The sequence below is a fragment of the Kitasatospora sp. NPDC029312 genome (assembly GCF_055569215.1).
In genome coordinates, this window is sequence record NZ_JBVHXY010000070.1 from 1 (window position 1) to 19,638 (window position 19,638).

The 19,638-nt window shown below is 73.9% G+C and carries 17 protein-coding genes; 8 read left to right on the top strand and 9 right to left on the bottom strand.

Features of this window, described 5'->3' with window-relative positions; all coding sequences use genetic code 11:
* Nucleotides 1-185: 185 nt before the first annotated feature.
* Nucleotides 186-590 carry a RidA family protein gene (locus ACZ4WV_RS34140; protein ID WP_465752782.1) on the bottom strand — a complete coding sequence of 135 codons (405 nt, stop codon included), beginning with the start codon at nt 588-590 and terminating at the stop codon, nt 186-188.
* A 284-nt stretch (nt 591-874) separates the two neighbouring features.
* Between ACZ4WV_RS34140 and ACZ4WV_RS34145 the strand changes: the two genes are divergently transcribed.
* Nucleotides 875-1,648, top strand: a complete 774-nt coding sequence (locus ACZ4WV_RS34145; RefSeq protein ID WP_465752783.1) for an enoyl-CoA hydratase family protein — start codon at nt 875-877, stop codon at nt 1,646-1,648.
* A 75-nt stretch (nt 1,649-1,723) separates the two neighbouring features.
* On the opposite strand, the gene ACZ4WV_RS34150 is transcribed toward ACZ4WV_RS34145, so the two are convergent.
* Complete coding sequence (locus tag ACZ4WV_RS34150; RefSeq protein WP_465752784.1) at nt 1,724-2,542, bottom strand: maleylpyruvate isomerase family mycothiol-dependent enzyme; 819 nt, start codon at nt 2,540-2,542, stop codon at nt 1,724-1,726.
* A gap of 160 nt (nt 2,543-2,702) precedes the next feature.
* Between ACZ4WV_RS34150 and ACZ4WV_RS34155 the strand changes: the two genes are divergently transcribed.
* Nucleotides 2,703-3,452, top strand: a complete 750-nt coding sequence (locus ACZ4WV_RS34155) for an acyltransferase (protein WP_465752786.1) — start codon at nt 2,703-2,705, stop codon at nt 3,450-3,452.
* A gap of 83 nt (nt 3,453-3,535) precedes the next feature.
* Here ACZ4WV_RS34155 and ACZ4WV_RS34160 read toward each other — a convergent pair whose 3' ends face one another.
* Complete coding sequence (locus tag ACZ4WV_RS34160; protein ID WP_465752789.1) at nt 3,536-4,888, bottom strand: RsbRD N-terminal domain-containing protein; 1,353 nt, start codon at nt 4,886-4,888, stop codon at nt 3,536-3,538.
* A 141-nt stretch (nt 4,889-5,029) separates the two neighbouring features.
* Between ACZ4WV_RS34160 and ACZ4WV_RS34165 the strand changes: the two genes are divergently transcribed.
* Complete coding sequence (locus tag ACZ4WV_RS34165; protein ID WP_465752826.1) at nt 5,030-5,965, top strand: esterase/lipase family protein; 936 nt, start codon at nt 5,030-5,032, stop codon at nt 5,963-5,965.
* 146 nt (nt 5,966-6,111) lie between these two features.
* Here ACZ4WV_RS34165 and ACZ4WV_RS34170 read toward each other — a convergent pair whose 3' ends face one another.
* Nucleotides 6,112-6,690: a HutD/Ves family protein gene (locus ACZ4WV_RS34170; RefSeq protein WP_465752791.1), complete on the bottom strand. Its 579-nt coding sequence runs from the start codon at nt 6,688-6,690 to the stop codon at nt 6,112-6,114.
* 124 nt (nt 6,691-6,814) lie between these two features.
* Nucleotides 6,815-8,062 (bottom strand): MFS transporter, encoded by a 1,248-nt coding sequence (locus tag ACZ4WV_RS34175; RefSeq protein ID WP_465752793.1) that lies wholly within the window; start codon nt 8,060-8,062, stop codon nt 6,815-6,817.
* Between the two features lie 116 nt (nt 8,063-8,178).
* Between ACZ4WV_RS34175 and ACZ4WV_RS34180 the strand changes: the two genes are divergently transcribed.
* Complete coding sequence (locus ACZ4WV_RS34180; protein ID WP_465752828.1) at nt 8,179-9,357, top strand: ROK family protein; 1,179 nt, start codon at nt 8,179-8,181, stop codon at nt 9,355-9,357.
* Between the two features lie 170 nt (nt 9,358-9,527).
* Nucleotides 9,528-10,658, top strand: a complete 1,131-nt coding sequence (locus tag ACZ4WV_RS34185; RefSeq protein ID WP_465752795.1) for a PLP-dependent cysteine synthase family protein — start codon at nt 9,528-9,530, stop codon at nt 10,656-10,658.
* Between the two features lie 118 nt (nt 10,659-10,776).
* Here ACZ4WV_RS34185 and ACZ4WV_RS34190 read toward each other — a convergent pair whose 3' ends face one another.
* From ACZ4WV_RS34190 to mscL, 4 genes are all read right to left on the bottom strand, one after another.
* Nucleotides 10,777-13,263 (bottom strand): right-handed parallel beta-helix repeat-containing protein, encoded by a 2,487-nt coding sequence (locus tag ACZ4WV_RS34190; RefSeq protein ID WP_465752797.1) that lies wholly within the window; start codon nt 13,261-13,263, stop codon nt 10,777-10,779.
* Nucleotides 13,264-13,520: 257 nt separating this feature from the next.
* The gene (locus ACZ4WV_RS34195; RefSeq protein WP_465752799.1) at nt 13,521-14,396 is read right to left on the bottom strand and encodes an MOSC domain-containing protein; all 876 of its coding nucleotides are present in this window, start codon (nt 14,394-14,396) and stop codon (nt 13,521-13,523) included.
* Between the two features lie 250 nt (nt 14,397-14,646).
* Nucleotides 14,647-15,438: a DUF6643 family protein gene (locus ACZ4WV_RS34200; RefSeq protein ID WP_465752801.1), complete on the bottom strand. Its 792-nt coding sequence runs from the start codon at nt 15,436-15,438 to the stop codon at nt 14,647-14,649.
* Between the two features lie 340 nt (nt 15,439-15,778).
* The gene (gene mscL / locus ACZ4WV_RS34205; protein WP_465752803.1) at nt 15,779-16,228 is read right to left on the bottom strand and encodes a large conductance mechanosensitive channel protein MscL; all 450 of its coding nucleotides are present in this window, start codon (nt 16,226-16,228) and stop codon (nt 15,779-15,781) included.
* A gap of 467 nt (nt 16,229-16,695) precedes the next feature.
* Between mscL and ACZ4WV_RS34210 the strand changes: the two genes are divergently transcribed.
* The 3 genes from ACZ4WV_RS34210 to ACZ4WV_RS34220 all read left to right on the top strand — a co-directional run bounded on the left by ACZ4WV_RS34210 (nt 16,696) and on the right by ACZ4WV_RS34220 (nt 19,632).
* On the top strand, nt 16,696-17,898 hold the full coding sequence (locus ACZ4WV_RS34210; RefSeq protein ID WP_465752804.1) for a glycosyltransferase family 4 protein: 1,203 nt from the start codon (nt 16,696-16,698) through the stop codon (nt 17,896-17,898).
* A gap of 103 nt (nt 17,899-18,001) precedes the next feature.
* A complete protein-coding gene (locus ACZ4WV_RS34215) occupies nt 18,002-18,676 on the top strand; it encodes a thiol:disulfide interchange protein DsbA/DsbL (protein ID WP_465752806.1) in 675 nt (224 codons plus the stop codon).
* An 80-nt stretch (nt 18,677-18,756) separates the two neighbouring features.
* Entirely contained in the window at nt 18,757-19,632 is an 876-nt protein-coding gene (locus tag ACZ4WV_RS34220) for an alpha/beta fold hydrolase (RefSeq protein WP_465752808.1), read from the top strand.
* Nucleotides 19,633-19,638 lie beyond the last annotated feature (6 nt).

Here is a 19,638-nt window from a genome sequence, read left to right on the forward strand (position 1 = left end):
TGGGGGGGAAGGAAGAGGGGGGGGGGGGGAGAGTAGGGGGGGGGTTTGGAGGGGGCCTCGGTCGGGGGGTCTGTTTTGGGGGGGTGGTTTCTCCCCCCCCCCCCCCCCCCCCCCCCCCCCCCCGGCCCCTTTCGCGTTGCGGGCGGGCGCCTGAGACCGTGGTCGGCCTGAGACCGCCGGCCTCGCTACTCCCGGACGATCGCCATCGCCTCGATCTCGATCAGCACATCCGGCCGGAACAACGCCGCGACCTGCATCGCCGAGGCCGCCGGCAGCGGCAGACCGCCCAGGTACTCGTCACGGGCCTCCCGGATGGCCGCGAGGTAGGAGATGTCGGTCATGAAGAAGGTGAACTTCACGACGTCGGAGAAGTCGGCCCCGGCGGCGGCCAGACAGCGGCGCAGGTTCTCGAAGACCTGCCGCGCCTGCGCCTTCGGGTCGCCCTCGCCGACCAGGTTCCGCTGCTCGTCGAAGGCGACCTGGCCGGAGACGTGGACCAGTCGGCCGGTGCCGGTGACGACCTGGGTGTAACCCGATCCGGGGGCGACGCCGGGCGGTTCGGCGATGTGCGTGAGGTGAGTGGTGGTCATGGCGCGTGATCCTGCGTCACCGCGCCTCCGGACCGCAAGCGGTTCTTCGGCTGCCGACCGGCCCGGCCGATCAGCCGGACCAGGGCAACGTACTGTCGTCCGGGTGGACCCGGGCAGCCCGGCGGTCTGCCACCCGGCCACCCAGGCAGGCGGACTGGCTCGCGGTGTGGTCGGCTCTGGCCGAGGGGTGGGTGGGCGTGCCAGAGTCGTCCGGGCGCGGTCCGGGCACCCCGGGGCCGTGCCGCAGTCCGACCCACCCTCAGCCGGAAGGCAGGCCCACGCCGATGACCAGCGCAGAGCCCCTCGTCCGCGTCAGCACCGCCGACGCCGTCACCACGCTCACCCTCGACTCGCCGCACAACCGCAACGCCCTCTCCTCCCGACTGATGTCCGAGCTGCACGCCGGACTGGCCGTCGCGGCGGCGGACCGGGACGTCCGCGCGGTGGTGCTCACCCACGCCGGCAAGGTGTTCTGCGCGGGCGCGGACCTGTCCGAGGCGACGGGCGCGGACCCGACGGTCGGCCCGCGTGGTCTGGTGGAGCTGCAGAAGGCGATCGTGGACTGCACCAAGCCGGTGATCGCCGTGGTCGACGGACACGCCCGGGCCGGCGGCCTCGGTCTGATCGGCGCGGCCGACCTGGCGATCGCCGGACCGGCCGCGACCTTCGCCTTCACCGAGGTACGGCTCGGCCTCGCGCCCGCCGTCATCTCGCTGCCGCTGCGCCCCAAGCTGGACCCGCGCGCCGCCTCCCGCTACTACCTCACCGGCGAGGTCTTCGACGCCGCCGAGGCGGCCCGGATCGGTCTCCTGACCCGGGCCGCCGAGTCCACCGAGGACACCGCGGTGGTGCTGAAGGGACTGCTGGACGCCCTGCGCCAGGGCTCGCCGCAGGGGCTGGCCGAGTCCAAGCGGCTGGCCAACGCCGAGGTGGTGCGCTCGTTCGAGCGGGACGCCGACGAGCTGGTGCAGCTGTCGGCGCGGCTGTTCGGCTCCGCGGAGGCGCAGGAGGGCATGCGGGCGTTCCTGGAGAAGAGGCCGGCGGCCTGGGTGCGTTGAGCGCGCCCTCGCTGAGCCGGCTCGGGTCGGGTCGGGTCGGGTCGGGTGGCTTGGGTTGGCTCGGCTTGGGTCGGGTCAGCGGATCGCCGCGCCGTCCCGCCAGAGGCCGAGCAGGCCCCCGTCGCCGCTGAGCTCGACCTGCTCGGCCGGCTGGAGCCGTCCCGTCGGCTCGGCCTGCCCGCTCTCACCCATCGGCGCGCTCTGTTCGACCGTCAGGCGGTTCCAGAGCAGCAGGTACAGCTCGTGGGCCGGCCCGGTGAGCGTCAGGTCGGCCGGTTCCGGGCCGTCCTCGGTGGTGACGGACAGCGGCTCGTCGGTGATGGTCAGGCGCCAGGTCCCGGGGCCGTCGGTGGTCCGGACCTGGACGGTGCGCGGCCGGTCGCTGCGCACCGTCGACCGGCCGCCGGCCATGAAGCCGCGCAGCAGCTCGTCGATGCCGTCCAGGGCGAGCGCGGTGTCCACGGCCGGGCCCGGCGAGCCGGCCGCCGCATCGGCGTCGAAGCGGTGGACGGCGGTCTCGTGCGCCTGACGCCGGGCCCAGAAGGCGAGCGGGCTGGTCGAGGGCAGGAAGCTCCAGCAGTCGAGGTCGGCCGGGGCCTCGCTGAGCACCGTCACCAGCGCGGCGTGGCCCTCGCGGTACCAGTCGAGCAGCGCGGCGTCCGACGGGTCAGGCCCGAGGACCTCCTTCCGGCCCGCCTCGTCCAACGGTGCCCGCAGGCCCTTCGCCGGGTAGGCGGCGGCCCAGCGGTGCACGTGGCCGACGTGTCGCACCAGGTCGCCCAGCCGCCAGTCCGGGCAGGTCGGTACGGGAGCGGCGAGGTCGGTCCGGGCGGCGGCCTCGGCGAGCAGGGCGCCCTCGCGGCGCAGCCCGTCGATGTGTGCGGAGATCTTCATGGGACGGAGTCTGTCACCGACGGCCGAACCCGGTGGCGGTTTTCGGACGGCCGAGCAGCCGGCACCGGTGTGGGCGGTGGAATCAGTGGGGCCGGCTGAGCTGGTGTGATGTCGACCTCCCGGCGGCCGGACCGATGCTACGGGCCGGTAACGTGAGCGCATGCCGATAACCCGTTCCCTTCTGTCCGCCGTCCGGACCGGTGGCCGCCGGGCCACCGGGCGCCTCGTCCACCGGGGCTGGCGCTGGGTGCAGCGGACCGGTGCGGTCACCAACCGGAACCCGGGCCCGTACCGGTTCGGTGAGCTGGGGGACGGCACGACCCTCGCCTTCCCGCTCGGCGCGGTGTTCAACGAGCAGTGGATCACCATCGGGCCGTTCTCGATCATCGGCGAGCGGGTCACCATCAGCGCGGGCTTCCTTCCCGGGCTGGACCTCGGGCCGGAGCCGATCGTGCGGATCGGCGGCGGCTGCGTGATCGGACGGGACAGCCACATCGTCGGCCACCAGTCGATCGTCATCGGTGACGACGTCTGGACGGGGCCCGGCGTGTACGTCAGCGACCAGGCGCACGAGTACCGGGACACCGAGCTGCCGATCGGCAAGCAGTGGCCGCGCAACCAGCCGGTGGAGATCGGCGCGGGCAGCTGGATCGGCACCGGCGCGGTGATCATGCCGGGCGCGCGGATCGGGCGCAACGTGGTGGTCGCCGCGGGGGCGGTGGTGCGCGGCGAGGTGCCCTCGCACTCCGTGGTCACGGGGGCGCCCGCCAAGGTGGTGCGCCGCTGGACCGAGGAGGAGGGCTGGCAGCCGCCGCTGCGCCACGAGCCGCCCCGGCCGGTGCCGGACGGGGTGACGGCGGAGCAGTTGCGCGCGCTGGTGGGCTGGGATCTGCGCCTGCCGGGGGAGTAGGAGTGACTTCCCTGTCCTGCGGATAGCCGCTCGATCCCGGCACCCGCTCCGCCGCTCCCGGCGTCGCGGGTGCCGGGTCACGACTACCGGGCCGGGGAGGCCTGTTCGGCGGCACGGGCGGCGATCGCCGCGGTGATCCGCAGGGCGTCGGCCGGGCGGGACGGGTCCAGGCCGGTGAGCACGGCGATCCGGCGCAGCCGGTAGTCCACGGTGTTCGGGTGCAGGTGCAGGGCGCCCGCGGTGTGGCGGCGGTTCAGGCCGCCGGCCAGGTGGGTGCGCAGCGTGGTGAGCAACTCCCCGCCGTCGGCGAGTGGTTCGAGCAGTGCGGCGAGTCGGGCACGGGCCTGGCTGGGGCGGGTCAGCTGGTACTCCAGCAGCACGTCGTCCAGCCGGTGCAGACCGGGTGGGCGGCCGAACGCCCGGGCCACGTCCAGGACTTCGTACGCGAGCGCGGCCGCGCCCGGTACCTCGGCCGGGGCTGCGGCGGCTGCTCCGGCCAGCACCGGCGCGCCGGCGGCGCGGGACGCCGCGGCCAGGGTGGCGGTGAGCTGTGGCCACGGCGCCTCGGCGGCGGCGCTGGTCCGGCGGGCCGGGCCGGTCGGGCCAGTCGGGTCGGTCGGCTCGGGCTCGGCGTCCGGGTCGAGCGGGAGCATCACCAGGCCGCCGGCGGGCGTGAGCGCGGTGAGTGCCGACTGCCGCGTGCGGTGGTCGAGTTCGGCGGCGAAGCGGCGGAGCTTCCGGTGGGCGGCGATGCCGGCGTCGACGCCGGGCGCCCGCTCGTCCGGGTGGTCGGCGATGGCCAGGCAGAGCACCGCGTAACCGGCGGGCAGCCGGACACCGGCGCGGGCGGCGGCCTCGTCGGCGGGGGTGCCGGCGAGCAGCGCGCTGAGCAGGGACTGCCGGGCGGTGTGGTGCCGGTCGTCGGCCGGGCGCCGGCCGTCCAGGTAGCCGGCGCCGGCGGCGGTGGTGGCCCGGCGGAGCTGGTCGAGCAGCAGCCGGTTGAGGACCAGCAGATCGGCGGCGTCACCGGCGTGGGCGTCCCTGGTGATCAACTCCCAGCAGACCTCCAGGCCGAGGTGATGGGCGAGCAGTACGGCGTCCAGCGGCAGGCCTTCCTCGGCCCGGCGTGCGGCGGACTCCCGTACGGCGGCGAACTCCTCGGCGGGGGCGGGGAGTCCGGTGCGCACGGTGTGGGCGAGTGCGCGGATGCGTCGTTCGGTGTCCCGGGTGAGCTCGCCGGTGAGCTGCTCGCGCGGGAGGCGGCGGTAGACCGGCACCCGGTCGAGCAGGGTGGCGACCACGCTCTCGGCCAACTCGCGGACTCCGCTGAGGAGTAGCTGGTCGGCCGGGCGGCCGCCGATCACCGGAACGTGCCAGGTCGGCGTGGTTGCGGGGGTGTCCGGGGGCGTGCAGTGGGGTGCGTTGTGACCGGTCACAGAGAACACCGTCCAGGTCTGGGGAACGCCCAAGGGCCGGGCCGGAGGGGCGACCGCATCATTGAGCCACTCGGGTTACCTGTTGGTAACAAACTTCCGCCGTGGAGGCAACAGTTGAGAACCCCACTTCTCCGCTTCTCCCTGACTCCCTTGCGCCGCCGACCCGGCGGCGTTCTCGGCGCGATCCTGCTGGCGGGCGCGCTGCTGGCGGGCGCTGCTGCGACTCCGGCCTCGGCCGCACCGTCGACCGACCCGGCCCCGGCCGTCGCCTCCGCCCAACTCCCGCCCGACGGCGACTCGGTGGCCTCGCCGCCCGGCGCCAACGACTGGAACTGCCGACCGACCGCCGCGCACCCCAACCCGGTGGTCCTGGTCCACGGCACCTTCGCCAACCGCTACGAGAACTGGCTGGCGCTCTCCCCGCTGCTGAAGGGTCTCGGCTACTGCGTCTTCGCACTCGACTACGGCACCGTTCCCGGCATCACCTCCACCGGCAGCGGTCTGCTGCTGCCGATCGGCGGGCTCGCGCCGGTGTCCGACTCGGCGGCCCAACTGGCGCACTTCGTCGACCTGGTGCGGAGCGCGACCGGCGCGGCCAAGGTCGACATCGTCGGACACTCGCAGGGCGGCATGCTGCCGAACTACTACCTGAAGTTCCTCGGCGGGGCGTTGAAGGTCGACAAGCTGGTCGGCCTGGCGCCGTCCAACCACGGCACGACGCTCGACGGGATCACCAACCTCGCGCCGTACTTCCCGGGCGTCGCGGACCTGATCTACACGGCCTGCAAGGCCTGCCGTGACCAGGTCGTCGGCTCCGACTTCAACGTGACCATGGCCTCCGGGCCGGACACCGTGCCGGGGGTGAGGTACACGGTGATCTCGACCGTGTACGACGAGGTCGTCACCCCGTGGCGGACCCAGTTCCTGAACGGGCCGGGCGTCGACAACGAGGTCCTGCAGGACCACTGCCCGGTCACGCTCGCCGAGCACGTGGCGATCGCGTTCTCACCGACGGCGCTGCATCTGGTGACCAACGCCCTGGACCCGGCGCACGCAACGCCGGTGCTCTGCGGCTGAGCTCGACTGGGCTCAGCCGAGCCGGATCCGCCGCGACTGCCCGTGTCCCCGGCTGCCCCGGGGACACGGGCGTCGGGCCGTTCGGCATCGGGCTGTTCGGTGGGCCTCGGCTGGAGCCGGCTGGAGCCAGCGGGTTCGGGCCGGAGTCAGTGGGCGGGGCGGAAGGTGACGGCGGCGGTGATGCCGCCGTCGGCGGGCCGCAGCCGGTACGGACCGGGGGCGGTCAGCAGGGCGGCGTCGAAGCGGGCCAGTTCGGCGCCGTCGAGGACTGCCGAACCGGCGAGGCAGACCATTAGGACGGTCGCCTCGGACGGGACGTCCAGCGGGACGGGCGCGCTGAACAGGTCCACGGTGGCCTCGACCCGGCCGCGACGGGTCATCACGTTGAAGTCCACCACCGGGCCGCCGAGTAGCCGGCAGTCCGTCGTGGCGTCGCCGGGGAACGCGTACGGGCGGAACGGCGCGTCGATCAGCTGCTCGTCGCCTTCCACGGTGAGCGCCATGCCCGCGCCCTCGACCAGGGTGATCACGCGGTCGACGCCGGGGAACGGCGAGAACGGCCCGGCGGAGGCGACGTCGGCGAGGCTGACCCGCCAGTCGAAGCCGTCCAGTCCGGCTCCGGCCGGGAAGCCGGCGACCTCCCTGGTCACCCCGCCCCCGTTGAGCCACGGAGTGGCGGGGCGCTCGTCGGCGCGCAGTAGCTGGATGCGTCCGCTGGTCGTCATGGGGCTGCATCCTGCCACTTCCGGGGGCGGGAGCGGCAGGCGGGGGAGGGGCGAGCGGGACGGGGACAGAGGCCATCGGAGGGCTGACAGATGACAGCCGACAGATGTTGAAATCTGTTATCTGTTATCTGTTATCTGTCGGGTGCCGTCCGACCGCCAGCGGCAGGAGCGCCGCCGCCGTCGCCGTGAAAGCCACCGTGGTGAGGGCCAGCGGCAGTCCGGCCGCGTCGGCGAGGAAGCCGATCACCACCGGCCCGATCAGCATCCCCCCGTACCCGAGCGTCGAGGCGAGCGCGACGCCCTGCGGGCCGCCCGCCGCTCCTGCCCGGGCGATGGCCAGCGGGAACAGGTTGGCCAACCCGAGCCCGACCAGGACGAAGCCGCCGATCGCCAGCGGAACGGCCGGGGCCAGCGCCGCGACCAGCATGCCCCCCGCCGCCGCCAACCCGCCGCACAGCATCAGCCGGGTCTGGCCGAGCCTGATGGACAACCAGGTGCCGCCCACCCGTCCGCTGGTCATCGCGAAGGCGTACGCGGCGTACCCGGAGGCGGCCGTCCCGGCGCCGGCGTGGACGTCGTCCGTCAGGTGCAGCGTGGTCCAGTCGGCGACCGCGCCCTCGCCGTACGCGGTGCACAACGCCGTGAGGCCGAGCAGCAGCACCAGCAGCCGGGCCTGGCCGCGTGCCGGTCGGTCCGCCGCGCCCTCGGCCGGGCGCTCCGGCGCCACCGCCGGCGCCGCCGAGCCGCGCAGCAGCACGACGCCCGCGCCGACGGTGACAGCCAGGCCCAGCAGTCCGCCGAGCGCGAGGGCCCAGGCGGTGGTGAGCCGGTCGGCGAGCAGTCCGCCGAGGCCCGCACCGAGCAGCCCGCCGAGGCTGTATCCGGCGTGGAAGCTGGGCATGACGGGCCGCCGCAGCTGGGCGACCAGGTCGACGGCGGCGCTGTTCATGGCGACGTTGGCGCCCCCGTACCCGGCTCCGAACAGCAGCAGCACGCCGCCGAGCGAGAGCACCGAGTGGGCGTGCGCGGACAGCGGTACGGCGAGGCTGAGCAGGGCGAGCGAGCCGACGGTGACCGGCCGCGAGCCGTACCGCAGGCAGAGGCGCCCGACCACCGGCATGGTGAGGACGGCCCCGGCGGACAGGCAGAGCAGCGCCAGGCCGAGGGCGCTGTGCGAGGCGCTGACCTGGCTGCGCACGTCGGGGATGCGGACGACCCAGGCGGCGAAGAGGAAGCCGTCGACGGCGAAGAAGGCGGTGAGGGCGAGCCGTGCGGGGCTCCAGGGACTGTCGGTGGCGGGGGTCGTGCTGCGAGACTGGGGGGAGGAGTCGGCGGGGCGCGGGTGGGAACGGATTTTGTTTCGAAGCGGCACAAAGTCACAATAGGGTCGTGCAGCTCTCACCTTCAAGCCCGAGGCCCCGCTCCGGGACCGACTCCGACGCCCCGCGCGACGCCCACCGGCGCGCGGCCCCCGACCGTGGTCGGACGCTGCTCGGCCCCGCGCTCTCGCTCATCCACACCGGCCAGACGCCCACGCGGTCCGCGCTCACCCGCGCCCTGGACGTCACCCGGGCCACCGCCGGGGCGGTCACGGCCGAACTCGAGGCGCTCGGGCTGATCACCGTCGACTCGCGACCGGCCGGCGGCGGCCGAGGACGGCCTTCGCACCGGTTGGCGATCGACCCCGAGGGCCCGGTGGTGGTCGCCGGTCAGATCCACGCCGACCAGCTGAGCGTCACCCTGGCCGGCCTCGGCGGACTCCTCGACCCGCCCGTCCACCTGCCGCTGCCCGCCGCCACCGACCCCGTCCGGATGCTGCGCGCCGTCGCCCAGGCGGGCGCCGAACTGGCCCGCTCCACCGAGCGCCGCTGTCTGGCCGCCTCGCTCGCGCTGCCCAACCCCGTCACCGAGCCCGACGGCACCGCGCTGGCGGCACTGCACTTCGCCTGGCCCAGCGGCACCCCGGTCGCGGACCTGTACGACGTCGAGGTCGGCCGTGCCGACCACGGCCCCAACGCCCTGCGCCCGCTGCCCGCTTTCGTCGGCAACGACGCCAACCTCGCCGCGCTCGCCGAGTACCGCCACGGCGCCGGGCGCGGCGCCCGCCACCTGCTGCTGGTCACCTCCGGCCACAGCGGCGTCGGCGGAGCGCTGGTGATCGACGGCCATCTGCACACCGGCAGCGCCGGGCTCGCGCTGGAAGTCGGCCACCTGACCGTCGATCCGCAGGGCCGGCCCTGTGTGTGCGGCAACCGGGGCTGTCTGAACTCCGAGACCGACCCCGACGCGCTGTTCGCCGCCGCCGGGCTCACCCCGAAGCCCGGGCGCCCGCTGCTCGACCAGGCCCGCGAACTGTGCTGGGCGGCCGCGACCGACGAGCGGGCGCGCGCGGCGGTGGAGCACGTCATCGACCGGCTCGGGCTCGGGCTGGCCGGGGTCGCCAACATCCTCAATCCGGACCGCGTGGTGCTCAGCGGCCTTCACCTCGACCTGCTGGAGGCCGCTCCCGACCGGCTGCGCGCGGTGGTCGCCGAGCGCTGCCTGTGGGGGCGCAGCGGACGGGTGCCCATCGTCGGGGCGGAGTTGGCGCACGGCGCGCTCGCGGGCGCGGCCGAGCTGGGCTGGGGGCCGTACCTGGCGGATCCGCAGTCGGTGCCGGTGTCGTAGACGGTGCCCGGCCGGACGGATCGCCCGCCCGCCCCCGAGGGCCGGCGGCGGTCGATGCCCGGTAATTGCCCGGTAATAAGGGGAAGCTGGATTTCCGGAAACGGTCACTTATCGTGATCCTCGTACACTCGTAGTGAGCAGCGGGGGGCCGCAACGAGGAGTAGTGACCGATGAGCACCCAGCCCGGTGGGACCCCCGGCCTCGAGCCGACCGTCGATGTCGACCGTTCGGACCCGCAGTACCGCGCCTGGCTGAAGGAGGCGGTCCGCAAGGTCCAGGCCGACGCCAACCGCTCAGCCGACACCCACCTGCTGCGCTTCCCGCTGCCGGCCGAGTGGGGGATCGACCTCTACCTCAAGGACGAGTCCACCCACCCGACCGGCTCGCTCAAGCACCGCCTAGCCCGCTCGCTCTTCCTCTACGGGCTCTGCAACGGCTGGATCCGCCCGGGCAAGCCGGTGATCGAGGCCTCCAGCGGCTCCACCGCCGTGTCCGAGGCGTACTTCGCCCAGCTGATCGGGGTGCCGTTCATCGCCGTCATGGCCAAGAGCACCAGCCAGGCCAAGATCGACCTGATCGAGTTCCACGGTGGCGAGTGCCACCTGGTCGAGCGCTCCGACGAGGTGTACGCGGCCTCCGCCCGGCTCGCCGAGGAGACCGGCGGGCACTACATGGACCAGTTCACCTACGCCGAGCGGGCCACCGACTGGCGCGGCAACAACAACATCGCCGAGTCGGTCTTCGCCCAACTGCGCCTGGAGCCGCACCCCGAGCCGGCCTGGATCGTCGCCACCGCCGGCACCGGCGGCACCTCGGCGACCATGGCCCGGTACGTGCACTACATGCAGTACGACACCCGGATCTGCGTGGCAGATCCGGAGAACTCCTGTTTCTTCCACGGCTGGGTGAACTACGACCCCGACGCCGTGTGTGACAGCGGCTCTCGGATCGAGGGCATCGGACGGCCCCGGATGGAGCCGAGCTTCGTCCCGGGGGCGGTCGACCGGATGATGAAGGTGCCGGACGCGGCCTCCATCGCCGCGGTGCGGGTGCTGGAGCAGGTGATCGGCAAGAAGGCGGGCGCCTCCACCGGGACGGGGCTGTGGAGCGCCTTGCGGATCGTCGCCGAGATGCGGGCCGCCGGGCGCGCGGGCAGCGTGGTCAGCCTGATCTGCGACCCGGGGGACCGTTACCTGGACAAGTACTACTCGGACGACTGGCTGGCCGGCGAGCGCATCGACATCGCCCCGTACCAGGCGGCGCTGGAGTCGTTCCTGGCGGGCGGGGAGTGGATGGCCTGATCGCCGGTCGGCTGACAGATAACAGCTGACAGATTTCATCATCTGTCAGCTGTTATCAGTTAGCTGTCGCCTGACATCTGTTCGCCGTCGTTCCAGGGCCGCCGGGCGCCGCCGTCCGCTACGGCAGTGGCGCCGTCGGGAGGTCGGCCGGCACGAGGAGCTGGAGTTCCTCCGTGGACGGGTCGGCGAGTGCGGCGACTCGGACCGCATGACGTTCGACCATCGTTTCGAAGATCTGCCGTGCCGTGCGTCCGTTGCCGAAGTTGGGGCCGCGTTCCAGGCGGCCGAAGTGCTCCAGCAGCGCGCCCTCGGCGGCCTCGGAGAGGGCGTACTCGTGCTCCGCGCACTGGGAGCGGGCGATCTCCAGCAGCTCGTCCGCCGTGTAGTCGGGAAAGGTGATGGTGCGTGAGAAACGTGATGACACGCCAGGGTTGGCGGACAGGAAGCGCTCCATCTCGGCCGTGTAGCCCGCCGCGATGACGACCACCTCGTCCCGGTGGTCCTCCATCAGCTTGACCAGGGTGTCGATCGCCTCGCGCCCGAAGTCCCGCGCGCCGTCCTCCGGGGCCAGCGTGTACGCCTCGTCGATGAACAGGACCCCGCCGCGCGCCCGGTCGAATGCGGCGGCGGTGCGGATCGCGGTGGAGCCGATGTGCTCGCCGACCAGGTCGACCCGGGCCACTTCGACCAGATGGCCGCGCTGGAGGACGCCGAGCGAGGCGAGGATCTCGCCGTAGAGCCGGGCGACGGTGGTCTTGCCGGTGCCGGGGGCGCCGGTGAAGACCAGGTGCCGGCGCAGCGAGGGCGCCTTCAGCCCGGCCTGGCGGCGCCGTCGGCCGACCGAGATCAGGTCGATCAGGGTGCGCACCTCCTGCTTCACCGTCGCCAGCCCGACTAGCGAGTCCAGTTCGGCGAGCGCCTCGTCGGCCGGCCGGCAGTCCGGGATCGGCGCGATCGCGGAACCGGCCGAGGCGGCGGCCGAGGCGCTCAAGCGGCCCACCAACACGGGCGCCGCCGCGGCCAGTTGGGCACTCCTGGGGGACGGCACCTCGGCCGCCGAGGCAGCTGGGCCGGCCGCCCCAGCCGCGCGGGCCGCCCCAGGCGCTCCAGCCGCCCGCGCCGGGACGGAGGACCCGACGTCGTCCGAGACGCATCCTTCGGTGATCGGCCCCGGCTCGGAGAACTCGAACCCGGCCCGCTCGTTCTGCTCAGCTCGGCACCGAGTGAGCTGGGTGCGGCACCCGTCGATGATGTGGAAGCCGAAGCCCTTGCCGTGCGAGACCCGGCAGTCCTCGAAGGTGCCGCGGCCCTGGGCCGAGACGTACACCCCGGCGTCCATGCTGGTCCGCACGGTGCAGTCGCGCAGCACCGGGTCGGCGCCCTTGGTGACGATGACCCCGGTGGCCACGTCCGAGATCTCGCAGCCGGTGAGCAGACCGCCGCTGCCGTGGTCGCGGAACCACAGCCCGGTGCCGGCCTCCTGGACGCGGCAGCCGGCCAGGGCGACCGTGGCGCCGCCGCTGACCGAGACCGCCGAGCTGCGGATCCGGCTGAACGAGCAGCCCTCGGCGACGGCGGCGGAGTCCCGGTCGAGGACGAACAGCGCGTCCGGCAGGTCGTACAGCGAGCAGTCGGTGAGGGTGAGCCGGGCGCCGTCGCTGACCCACAGCGCCGGGTACTCGCCGGTGGAGCCGTGGAGTTGGCAGGCGTCGGCGACGGCCTCGGTGCCCTGGTCCCAGACGGACAGCGCCCCGCGTCCGAAGTCCCGCACGGTGCTGTGGGTGAGGCTGAGCCGGGAGCGTCCGCGCAGGTCGGCGCCGTTCTCGGGCAGGTCGTGCACCCGGCAGCCGGTGAGCACGAGTTCGGCCTCGCCGTCCAGGGTCAGGCCGTTGCCGGTGACCCGGTGGATCTCGCAGTCGACCAGCCGCCCGCCCGCCTGGGCTTCGGCCTGCACGCCGCTGCCGCGGATCTCGTAGATCTCGCAGCCGGTCAGTTCGGCCGCGCTGCCCGGGTCGGAGAGCAGCACCCCGGCACCGGAGGCGTGGTGGACGCGGCAGCGGTCGAGCGCGGCGGTCGCGCCGCCGAGGACGGCGAGCCCGGCCTGTCCGGCGGCGGCGACCTCGCAGTCCTCGAAGGCGGCGGCGGTGCCCTCGCCGCGCAGCCGCAGCCCGAGCCCGCCGGGGTTGGCGACCATGCAGCCGCGCAGGGTCGGCCGGGCGCCGCCGGTGACCTCGATGCCGGTGGCGGAGCGCGTCTCGACCCGGCAGCCGCTGAACGAGGGGGTTGCCTGTGGGCCGGTGATGAGGACGGCCGGGGTGGAGCTGTCGCTGCCCTCGATCACCAGGTCGCGCACGGTCGCGGCGGCGGTGACGGTGAGCGCCACGCCAGAGGTCGGTTCGATCCGGACGGTGCCCGGGCCGTGCTCCGGAACGATCGTCACCGGCTTGTCCAGCAGCACGTTCTCCCGGAAGGTTCCCGGTCGGATGGCCACGGTGTCACCCGGTTCGGCGGCCGCGAGGGCTTCGGCGAGCGTGTCGTAGTCGCCCGCGCGGCGACGCCAGCGGGATGCGCTGTCCTGGGTGACCCGGACCCTGTGCTCAGCCATGACGGTCTGTCGTCCCCACCTTCGTCGTGCCGGCGATCAACGGGCCGTGGGCGCGGGGTGCGCGGGCCGTCCGCCCCACCGTAGCGCGCCCGTACGGGTGCTCCGGCCGCCCTCGGCCGCGCGGACACCGGCAGCGCTCAACGCGGCCACAGGTTCCGACCACTTGTTCAACGAGCGCGCACAGCCGGGGTTCCGTACCGGCGCCGCCGAGGCCGGACGAGCCGGAACGACTGCCCCGCCGGGGCGCGGAGGAGTGCTCAGCGCGCGTCGGCCGACCAGTGCGCCCCGTCCTCCAGCACCTCGACGTCGTCGCCGAGCCGCAGCGAGCCGAGCTCGTCGCCCTCGACGCCGTGCGGCCGTTCGGGGATCAGGTTCTGCCCGAACGCGGCCTTGCGCAGCAGCCGGTGGTGCCGGGCCAGGGTCCGCAGCGGTTCGGGCCCGCGCCGCTCGCCGCTCTCCTGGTCGGTGGTGGTCACCACGCAACGGCCGCAGGGCTTGACCACCTTGAAGGTGAGCGCACCGATCCGGATCCGGCGCCAGCCGTCCTCCGCCCAGGCCTCGGTGCCGCTGACCACCACGTTGGGCCGGAAGCGCTCCATCGGCAGGGTCTCGTGGCCGTCCGGGTGCTCGGCGGCGATCAGTTCGTTGAGCCGGTCCAGCGAGGCGGTGGTGGTGAGCAGCAGCGGGAAGCCGTCGGCCATCGAGACGGTGTCACCGGGGCCGCCGTACTCGGGGTCGACGGGCCGGGCACGCGGGTCGTCCAGGTGCACCAGGCGGTAGTCGCCGAGGCGCTCGGCGATCCACTCGTGGGCGTCCTTGGCGGCCTCGGCGGCGCGGAAGCGGGTGCCCCAGACCTCGACCTCGGCGAGCGGGTCGCCGGACGCGACGGCGGGGGCGGTGACCTCGATCCGGGAGCCGTCGGGGGCGGTCAACGACAGCACGCCACCGGGCAGCAGGCTGACGCGGATCTGGCCGAGGGCGGCGTTGTCGCGCTGGCTGACGAAGCGTCCGGTGGCGTCGGCGAGCATCCAGCGCCGGTCACCGGCCAGACCCCAGGGCTGGACCGCGGCGGTGTCCGGGCTCAGGCGGTACATCGACTTGACGGGATAGACGTGGAGTCCGGTGAGCTGCATCCCTCCATCCTGCCAGGCGCGCGACGGGCGCCCGCAGGGCCCCTGGCGCCCGCCAGCACCCGCCAGCACCTGCTCGTACGGGCCAGCACCCGCCCGTACGCGCACGGACCGCCCGGGACGCCGTGGGGGGCGTTCCGGGCGGTCCGTGGATGACCCGTTTCTCCGTTCGCCCGGCGTTCGGGGGCCGCCGGGTGGTGCTCAGGTGGTGCGGGTTCGGGCCGGGTGGGGGCCGGCCCAGGGGTGGCCGGGCTCAGTAGCCCTGGCCCTGCGGCTGGTAGCCGCCCTGGTAGGTGCCGGGCTCGCCGTACTGGGCCGGGCGCTGCGGCTGCATCGGGCGGACCGGCGCGACCGGTGCCATGGCCGGGCGCAGCTGGGCGCCGCCGAAGCCCTGGTCGCCGCCCTGGCCCTGGTAGCCGGGGCCGGCCGGGTTGGGGCCGCCGAAGGACTGCTGGCCGCCGAAGCTCTGCGGACCGCCCTGCGGCTGACCGCCGGGCTGGCCGAAACCGGCCGGTCCGCCGGTCGGCTGCGCGCCGAAGTTCTGCTGGCCGCCGCCCTGGCCGATGAAGGTGTTCTGGCCGCCGAAGCTCTGGCCGCCGGTCGGCTGGTAGCCGCCGCTGGCGGTCTGGGCGAACGCCGGGGCAGCGGGCTGCTGCCGCTGGTACGGCTGGGGGTTGCCGTAGCCGGGGAGGGACGGCTGCGGGGCGGAGGCGTACGCCGGCGCCGGCTGGGCGGGGATGTACGCCGTGGCGGGTCCGGCGGAGGGGCCGCTGCTCGGGCCGGGGCCCAGGGCGAGGCGGGCGGGCGGCAGCGCGGGGAGGTTGCTGCCGGCGCTTTCGTACCCGTTGCCGTACCGGTTCTCGTAGGACTGGCCGAGGCTTGATCCGTATCCGGACGACAGTGCCGGCGGCAGGGCGGCCGGCACGTTGATGGGTGCGATCTGGGGGACGCCGCGCTCAGCCACGAGGCTGTCGTAAATCGGCGTGCCGGAGGAGAAGGACGGAGAGGGGTAGCCGACTCCGTCGTAGGAGCGGGGCGAGGTCATGGGGCATACGGTAAGCCCACAATGCGCCTGCTGAGGAGAGCGGGAGGGGGAGCAGTTCGAGTGTTTACACAGTCTTCGCTCGCACAAAGGTTTCGAAAGTAGTAAGAACGGACATACCGGCATCCACTTCCGGACAGCGCTGGCGCCCCGTCAGTGATCGAACAACGCCTGGACGCCACCGCCGCACGACCTTGCGGTGACCGGCCCGTGGACGGTTGCGGGCCCTGGGGAGAAATTTTGCGCACGGGGCGTGCGCCGGCGCATTCGAGCCCCCGCCGACGGTACGGCGGGGGCTCGTGAATGTTTGGGGAGTAAGTGTCCCGTCAGCGCCTCCGGACCGTCAGTGCGACTGCAGCGCCTGGCCCTGCGCGGGCAGTCCGGCCCGGACGGCGACCTCGGAGGTGCAGAACGAGCAGCGGGCCGCGGCGGCCGGGATCGAGCTCAGGCACTCCGGGCAGTCCACCCTGACGGCCGGCGCGGGCTCGGCCGACTCGAACCGCGCCTGCAGCTTGCCGATCGGCACCACCACCGCGAAGTAGATCACGGCGCTGACCAGCACGAACCCGATCAGCGCGTTGACGAAGAGGCCGTACGGGAACTTGGTGCCGCCCACCTCGAAGGTCTTCTGGGTGAAGTCGCCGACCGCGCCGGTGGCGACGCCGACCAGCGGGGTGAGGAAGGCGCTGACGAACCCGGTGACGACGGCGGTGAAGGCCGCGCCGATCACGATGCCGACGGCGAGGTCCACAACGTTTCCGCGCAGCAGGAAGCTGCGGAATCCCTTGAACACCGGGTGACTCCAAATCCGAACGAGGAGGGGGAGATGGGGCGGCGCGGGGCCGCCCCGGCCGGACATCCTGCCGAGCGGCCAGGGCCGAGGTCCAACCGCGTTCACCCGATCCGCGTAACCGGCCACCCGACGGTGTCCGGCCGTACCCGGCCTTCCCGGGCGGCGCACGGGCGCTCCGCGTACCGGCCCATCGGCGGTCGGCGGGCCACCCGATCCGACGACGGGGCCGGGCCACCGGTACGGCGTGCGCTGGAGTGGAGGGCGGCCGAACGGAGTCGCGGAGGCGAGGCGGAGCGGCGGGGCGCGAGGCGGAGCGGCGGGGGGCGAGGCGGGGCGCACACCGGTCCGATCCGGCGCACGACGGCGGAAGTTCAGCGCACATCGGGTGTACGGGCGCGGGCGCACGGGCCACCACCGGGTTGCGTGAAGGGGCTGTACCGGGCGTGCCGCTGTGCCAAGGTCTGTCCATGCCCGACCATACGGCGGCCGATTCGGCCGGAGACCGCCCGCGTGTCCTGCATCTGGTCAGTGACCCACGCCGGGCCGGTGCCCAGAACTTCGCCCGTGACCTCCACCGCGAACTGCGCCGCCGGGGCCAGGCCTCCGCGCTGTGCGCCCTCGCCCCGTACCCGGCGGTGCCCGCCGCCCGTCCGGCTGGGGCCGCTCCGGGCCCGTGCACCATCGGCAGAGCCGTCCCGGACGCCTGCGGACAGCCCTGCCCCGATCGCGCCGGGCCGCACGTCGCCGTCCTCGGCCCCGGCCGACTGCGCCCGGCTACCCTGCGGGCACTGCGCTCGGCCGCCGGGGCCGCCGACGTAGTGCTCGCCCACGGCTCCGACACCCTGGCAGCCTGCGCCCTCGCCCTGGCCGGCACCCGCACCCCCTTCGTCTACGTCTCGGTCGGCCACCCCCGCTACTGGACGGCGACCCGGCTGCGCAGACTGCGCGGCAGCACCCTGATGCACCGCGCGGCCGCCGTCACCACGCTCACCGACGAGGCGCGCGAGGTGCTGGAGGAGCGGTTCAGGCTGCCGGCGGGAAAGGTCCGCGTCATCCCCAACTCCCGTGCGGCCGAGAGCTATCCGCCCGCCGACGGCCGGGCCGAGCGGCGCGCCGCCCGGCACGCCCTGGGCCTGCCGGCGGACGTCCTGCTGGTCGCCTGGATCGGTGCGATAGCGCCGGAGAAGCGACTCGACCTCGCCCTCGACGTGCTCGACCGGCTGCCCGACGTCCGGCTCGCCGTCGCCGGGGACGGCCCACTGCGCGAGTCCCTGGCCCGGCACCCGGCCGCCGCCCGGGCCCACTTCCTCGGCGCCCTGCCCGACCCCGTCCCGCTCTACCGGGCCGCCGACGCGCTGCTGCTCACCAGCGACAGCGAGGGCGTGCCCGGCGCGCTGATCGAGGCGGCGCTGGCCGGGGTGCCCGCCGTCGCCACCGACGTCGGCTGGGTGCGCGAGGTCGTCCGGGACGGCGCCACCGGCGCGCTGGTCGCCCCCGGGGATCCGCTCGCCCTGGCCGAGGCGCTCGCCAAGGTGCTCGCCTGCGACCGCGCGGGACTCGGCGCGGCCGCCCGGGCGCACGCGCTGGCGCACTTCGAACTGGGCGCGGTGGTGGACGCCTGGCAGCGGCTGGTCGTCGACGTGTGGACCGGCGATCGCCCCTCGCACTGACGGGCGGCTCGAACCCCGCCCAGCTGCGCCGTTCGGGCGAATCCGGGCCCGGCGCCCCGTACCGACTCGCCGGTAACCGGCCGCCGTCAGCACACTTCCCGATGTGAACTCGAAGTCGATGCTGCGGTCCACCCTCCTGTTCGCCGTCGCCGCCGGGATCGCCGCGTCCCCCGTCCAGGCCGGCGCGGTGTCCCACCGGCCCCCGTCCGAGGGCGTCCAGTTCGTCAAGCTCGACCATCCGCAGCCGGTGCGTGAGAGCGCCCGCACCGAGGCGGTCGAGTTCTTCTGGTACGACTGCAGCCACTCCCAGCAACTCGAGCAGCCGCTGCAGGCCTGGGCCGAGAAGCACCGCGCGGACGTCGCGCTGCGACGCGTTCCGGCGATCTGGCCCGGTGGCCAGGAGGAGGGCACCCAGCGCGCCCACGCGCGCCTGTACTACACGCTGGAGCGCCTCGGCCTGGTCGACCGGCTGCAGACCGCCGCCTTTCGCTCGATCCACAGCGACCACGCCGACCTCACCACGGAGGCCACCGCCACCGACTGGGCGGTGCGCCACGGCGTCGACGCCCAGCTGTTCAGCCGCACCTACCGCTCCGCCGGGGTGGGGCAGTCGGTGGACGACGCGGCCGCCCAGTTCACCCGCTACGGCATCGCCGAGCTGCCCACCGTGGTCGTCCAGGGCGAGTACCGGACCTCGCCGAGCAGGGCCGGCGGCGTCGAGGGGATGCCCGAGGTGCTGGACTACCTGGTGCAGCAGGAGCAGTTGCACAAGCACTGAACCGCTCCTGGGGACATGACGCGCGGTCAGGGCGAACAACCCGCTCGTGCTAACCATTCAAATGCTGTTTAATGGTTAACATGAGCGAGCTGACGATCCCGCACGTCCACCACCGCTACGTCGACCTCGACGGCCTGCGCGTCTTCTACCGCGAAACCGGCCCGGCCGACGCCCCCGCCCTCCTGCTGCTCCACGGCTTCCCCTCCGCCTCGCACCAGTACTCCCGACTGCTCGACGCCCTGGGCACCCGCTACCGGCTGATAGCCCCCGACTACCCCGGCTTCGGACACAGCGACAGCCCCGCGCCGGACGCCTTCCCGTACCGCTTCGACACCCTCGCCGACGTGGTCGAACGCTTCTGCCTCGCGCTCGGACTGGACCGCTTCGCGCTGTACGTCTTCGACTTCGGCGCACCCGTCGGCCTGCGCCTGGCCACCCGTCGCCCCGAGTGGATCACCGGTCTGATCGTCCAGAACGGCAACGCCTACGAGGAGGGACTCTCCGACCAGGCAAAGGAGTTCATCGCCCACAAGCGCGGTGTCCCGGGCGCCGAGGACGCCGCCCGCTCGATCCTCACCCTGGACGTCACCCGCGGCCAGTACGAGGGCGGCACCGGCGATCCGACCCTGGTCGCCCCGGACGGCTGGACGCTCGACCAGCACTTCCTCGACCTGCCCGGCCGCAAGGACATCCAGGTCGAACTGGCCCTCGACTACTTCTCCAACGTCGAGCTCTACCCCGTGTGGCAGCAGTGGCTGCGCGCCAACCAGCCGCCCACCCTGGTGGTTTGGGGCACCGGCGACCCGTTCTTCACCGAAGCCGGCGCCCGCGCCTACCTGCGCGACCTGCCCGAGGCCGAGCTGCACCTCTTCGACACCGGGCACTTCGCGCTCGAGGAGAAGCTGCCCGAAATCGCCCCGCTGATCGACGACTTCCTCGCGCGCACCCAGAAGTAGCCCGCT

What these genes read in the sequence shown, in the direction of transcription:
- ACZ4WV_RS34185 (WP_465752795.1), top strand. Translation starts at nt 9,528, where the DNA reads ATGAGCACCCAGCCCGGTGGGACCCCCGGCCTCGAGCCGACCGTCGAT.
- ACZ4WV_RS34150 (WP_465752784.1), bottom strand. Translation starts at nt 2,542, where the DNA reads ATGAAGATCTCCGCACACATCGACGGGCTGCGCCGCGAGGGCGCCCTG.
- ACZ4WV_RS34195 (WP_465752799.1), bottom strand. Translation starts at nt 14,396, where the DNA reads ATGCAGCTCACCGGACTCCACGTCTATCCCGTCAAGTCGATGTACCGC.
- ACZ4WV_RS34220 (WP_465752808.1), top strand. Translation starts at nt 18,757, where the DNA reads ATGAGCGAGCTGACGATCCCGCACGTCCACCACCGCTACGTCGACCTC.
- ACZ4WV_RS34190 (WP_465752797.1), bottom strand. Translation starts at nt 13,263, where the DNA reads ATGGCTGAGCACAGGGTCCGGGTCACCCAGGACAGCGCATCCCGCTGG.
- ACZ4WV_RS34170 (WP_465752791.1), bottom strand. Translation starts at nt 6,690, where the DNA reads ATGACGACCAGCGGACGCATCCAGCTACTGCGCGCCGACGAGCGCCCC.
- ACZ4WV_RS34140 (WP_465752782.1), bottom strand. Translation starts at nt 590, where the DNA reads ATGACCACCACTCACCTCACGCACATCGCCGAACCGCCCGGCGTCGCC.
- ACZ4WV_RS34145 (WP_465752783.1), top strand. Translation starts at nt 875, where the DNA reads ATGACCAGCGCAGAGCCCCTCGTCCGCGTCAGCACCGCCGACGCCGTC.
- ACZ4WV_RS34155 (WP_465752786.1), top strand. Translation starts at nt 2,703, where the DNA reads ATGCCGATAACCCGTTCCCTTCTGTCCGCCGTCCGGACCGGTGGCCGC.
- ACZ4WV_RS34210 (WP_465752804.1), top strand. Translation starts at nt 16,696, where the DNA reads ATGCCCGACCATACGGCGGCCGATTCGGCCGGAGACCGCCCGCGTGTC.
- ACZ4WV_RS34200 (WP_465752801.1), bottom strand. Translation starts at nt 15,438, where the DNA reads ATGACCTCGCCCCGCTCCTACGACGGAGTCGGCTACCCCTCTCCGTCC.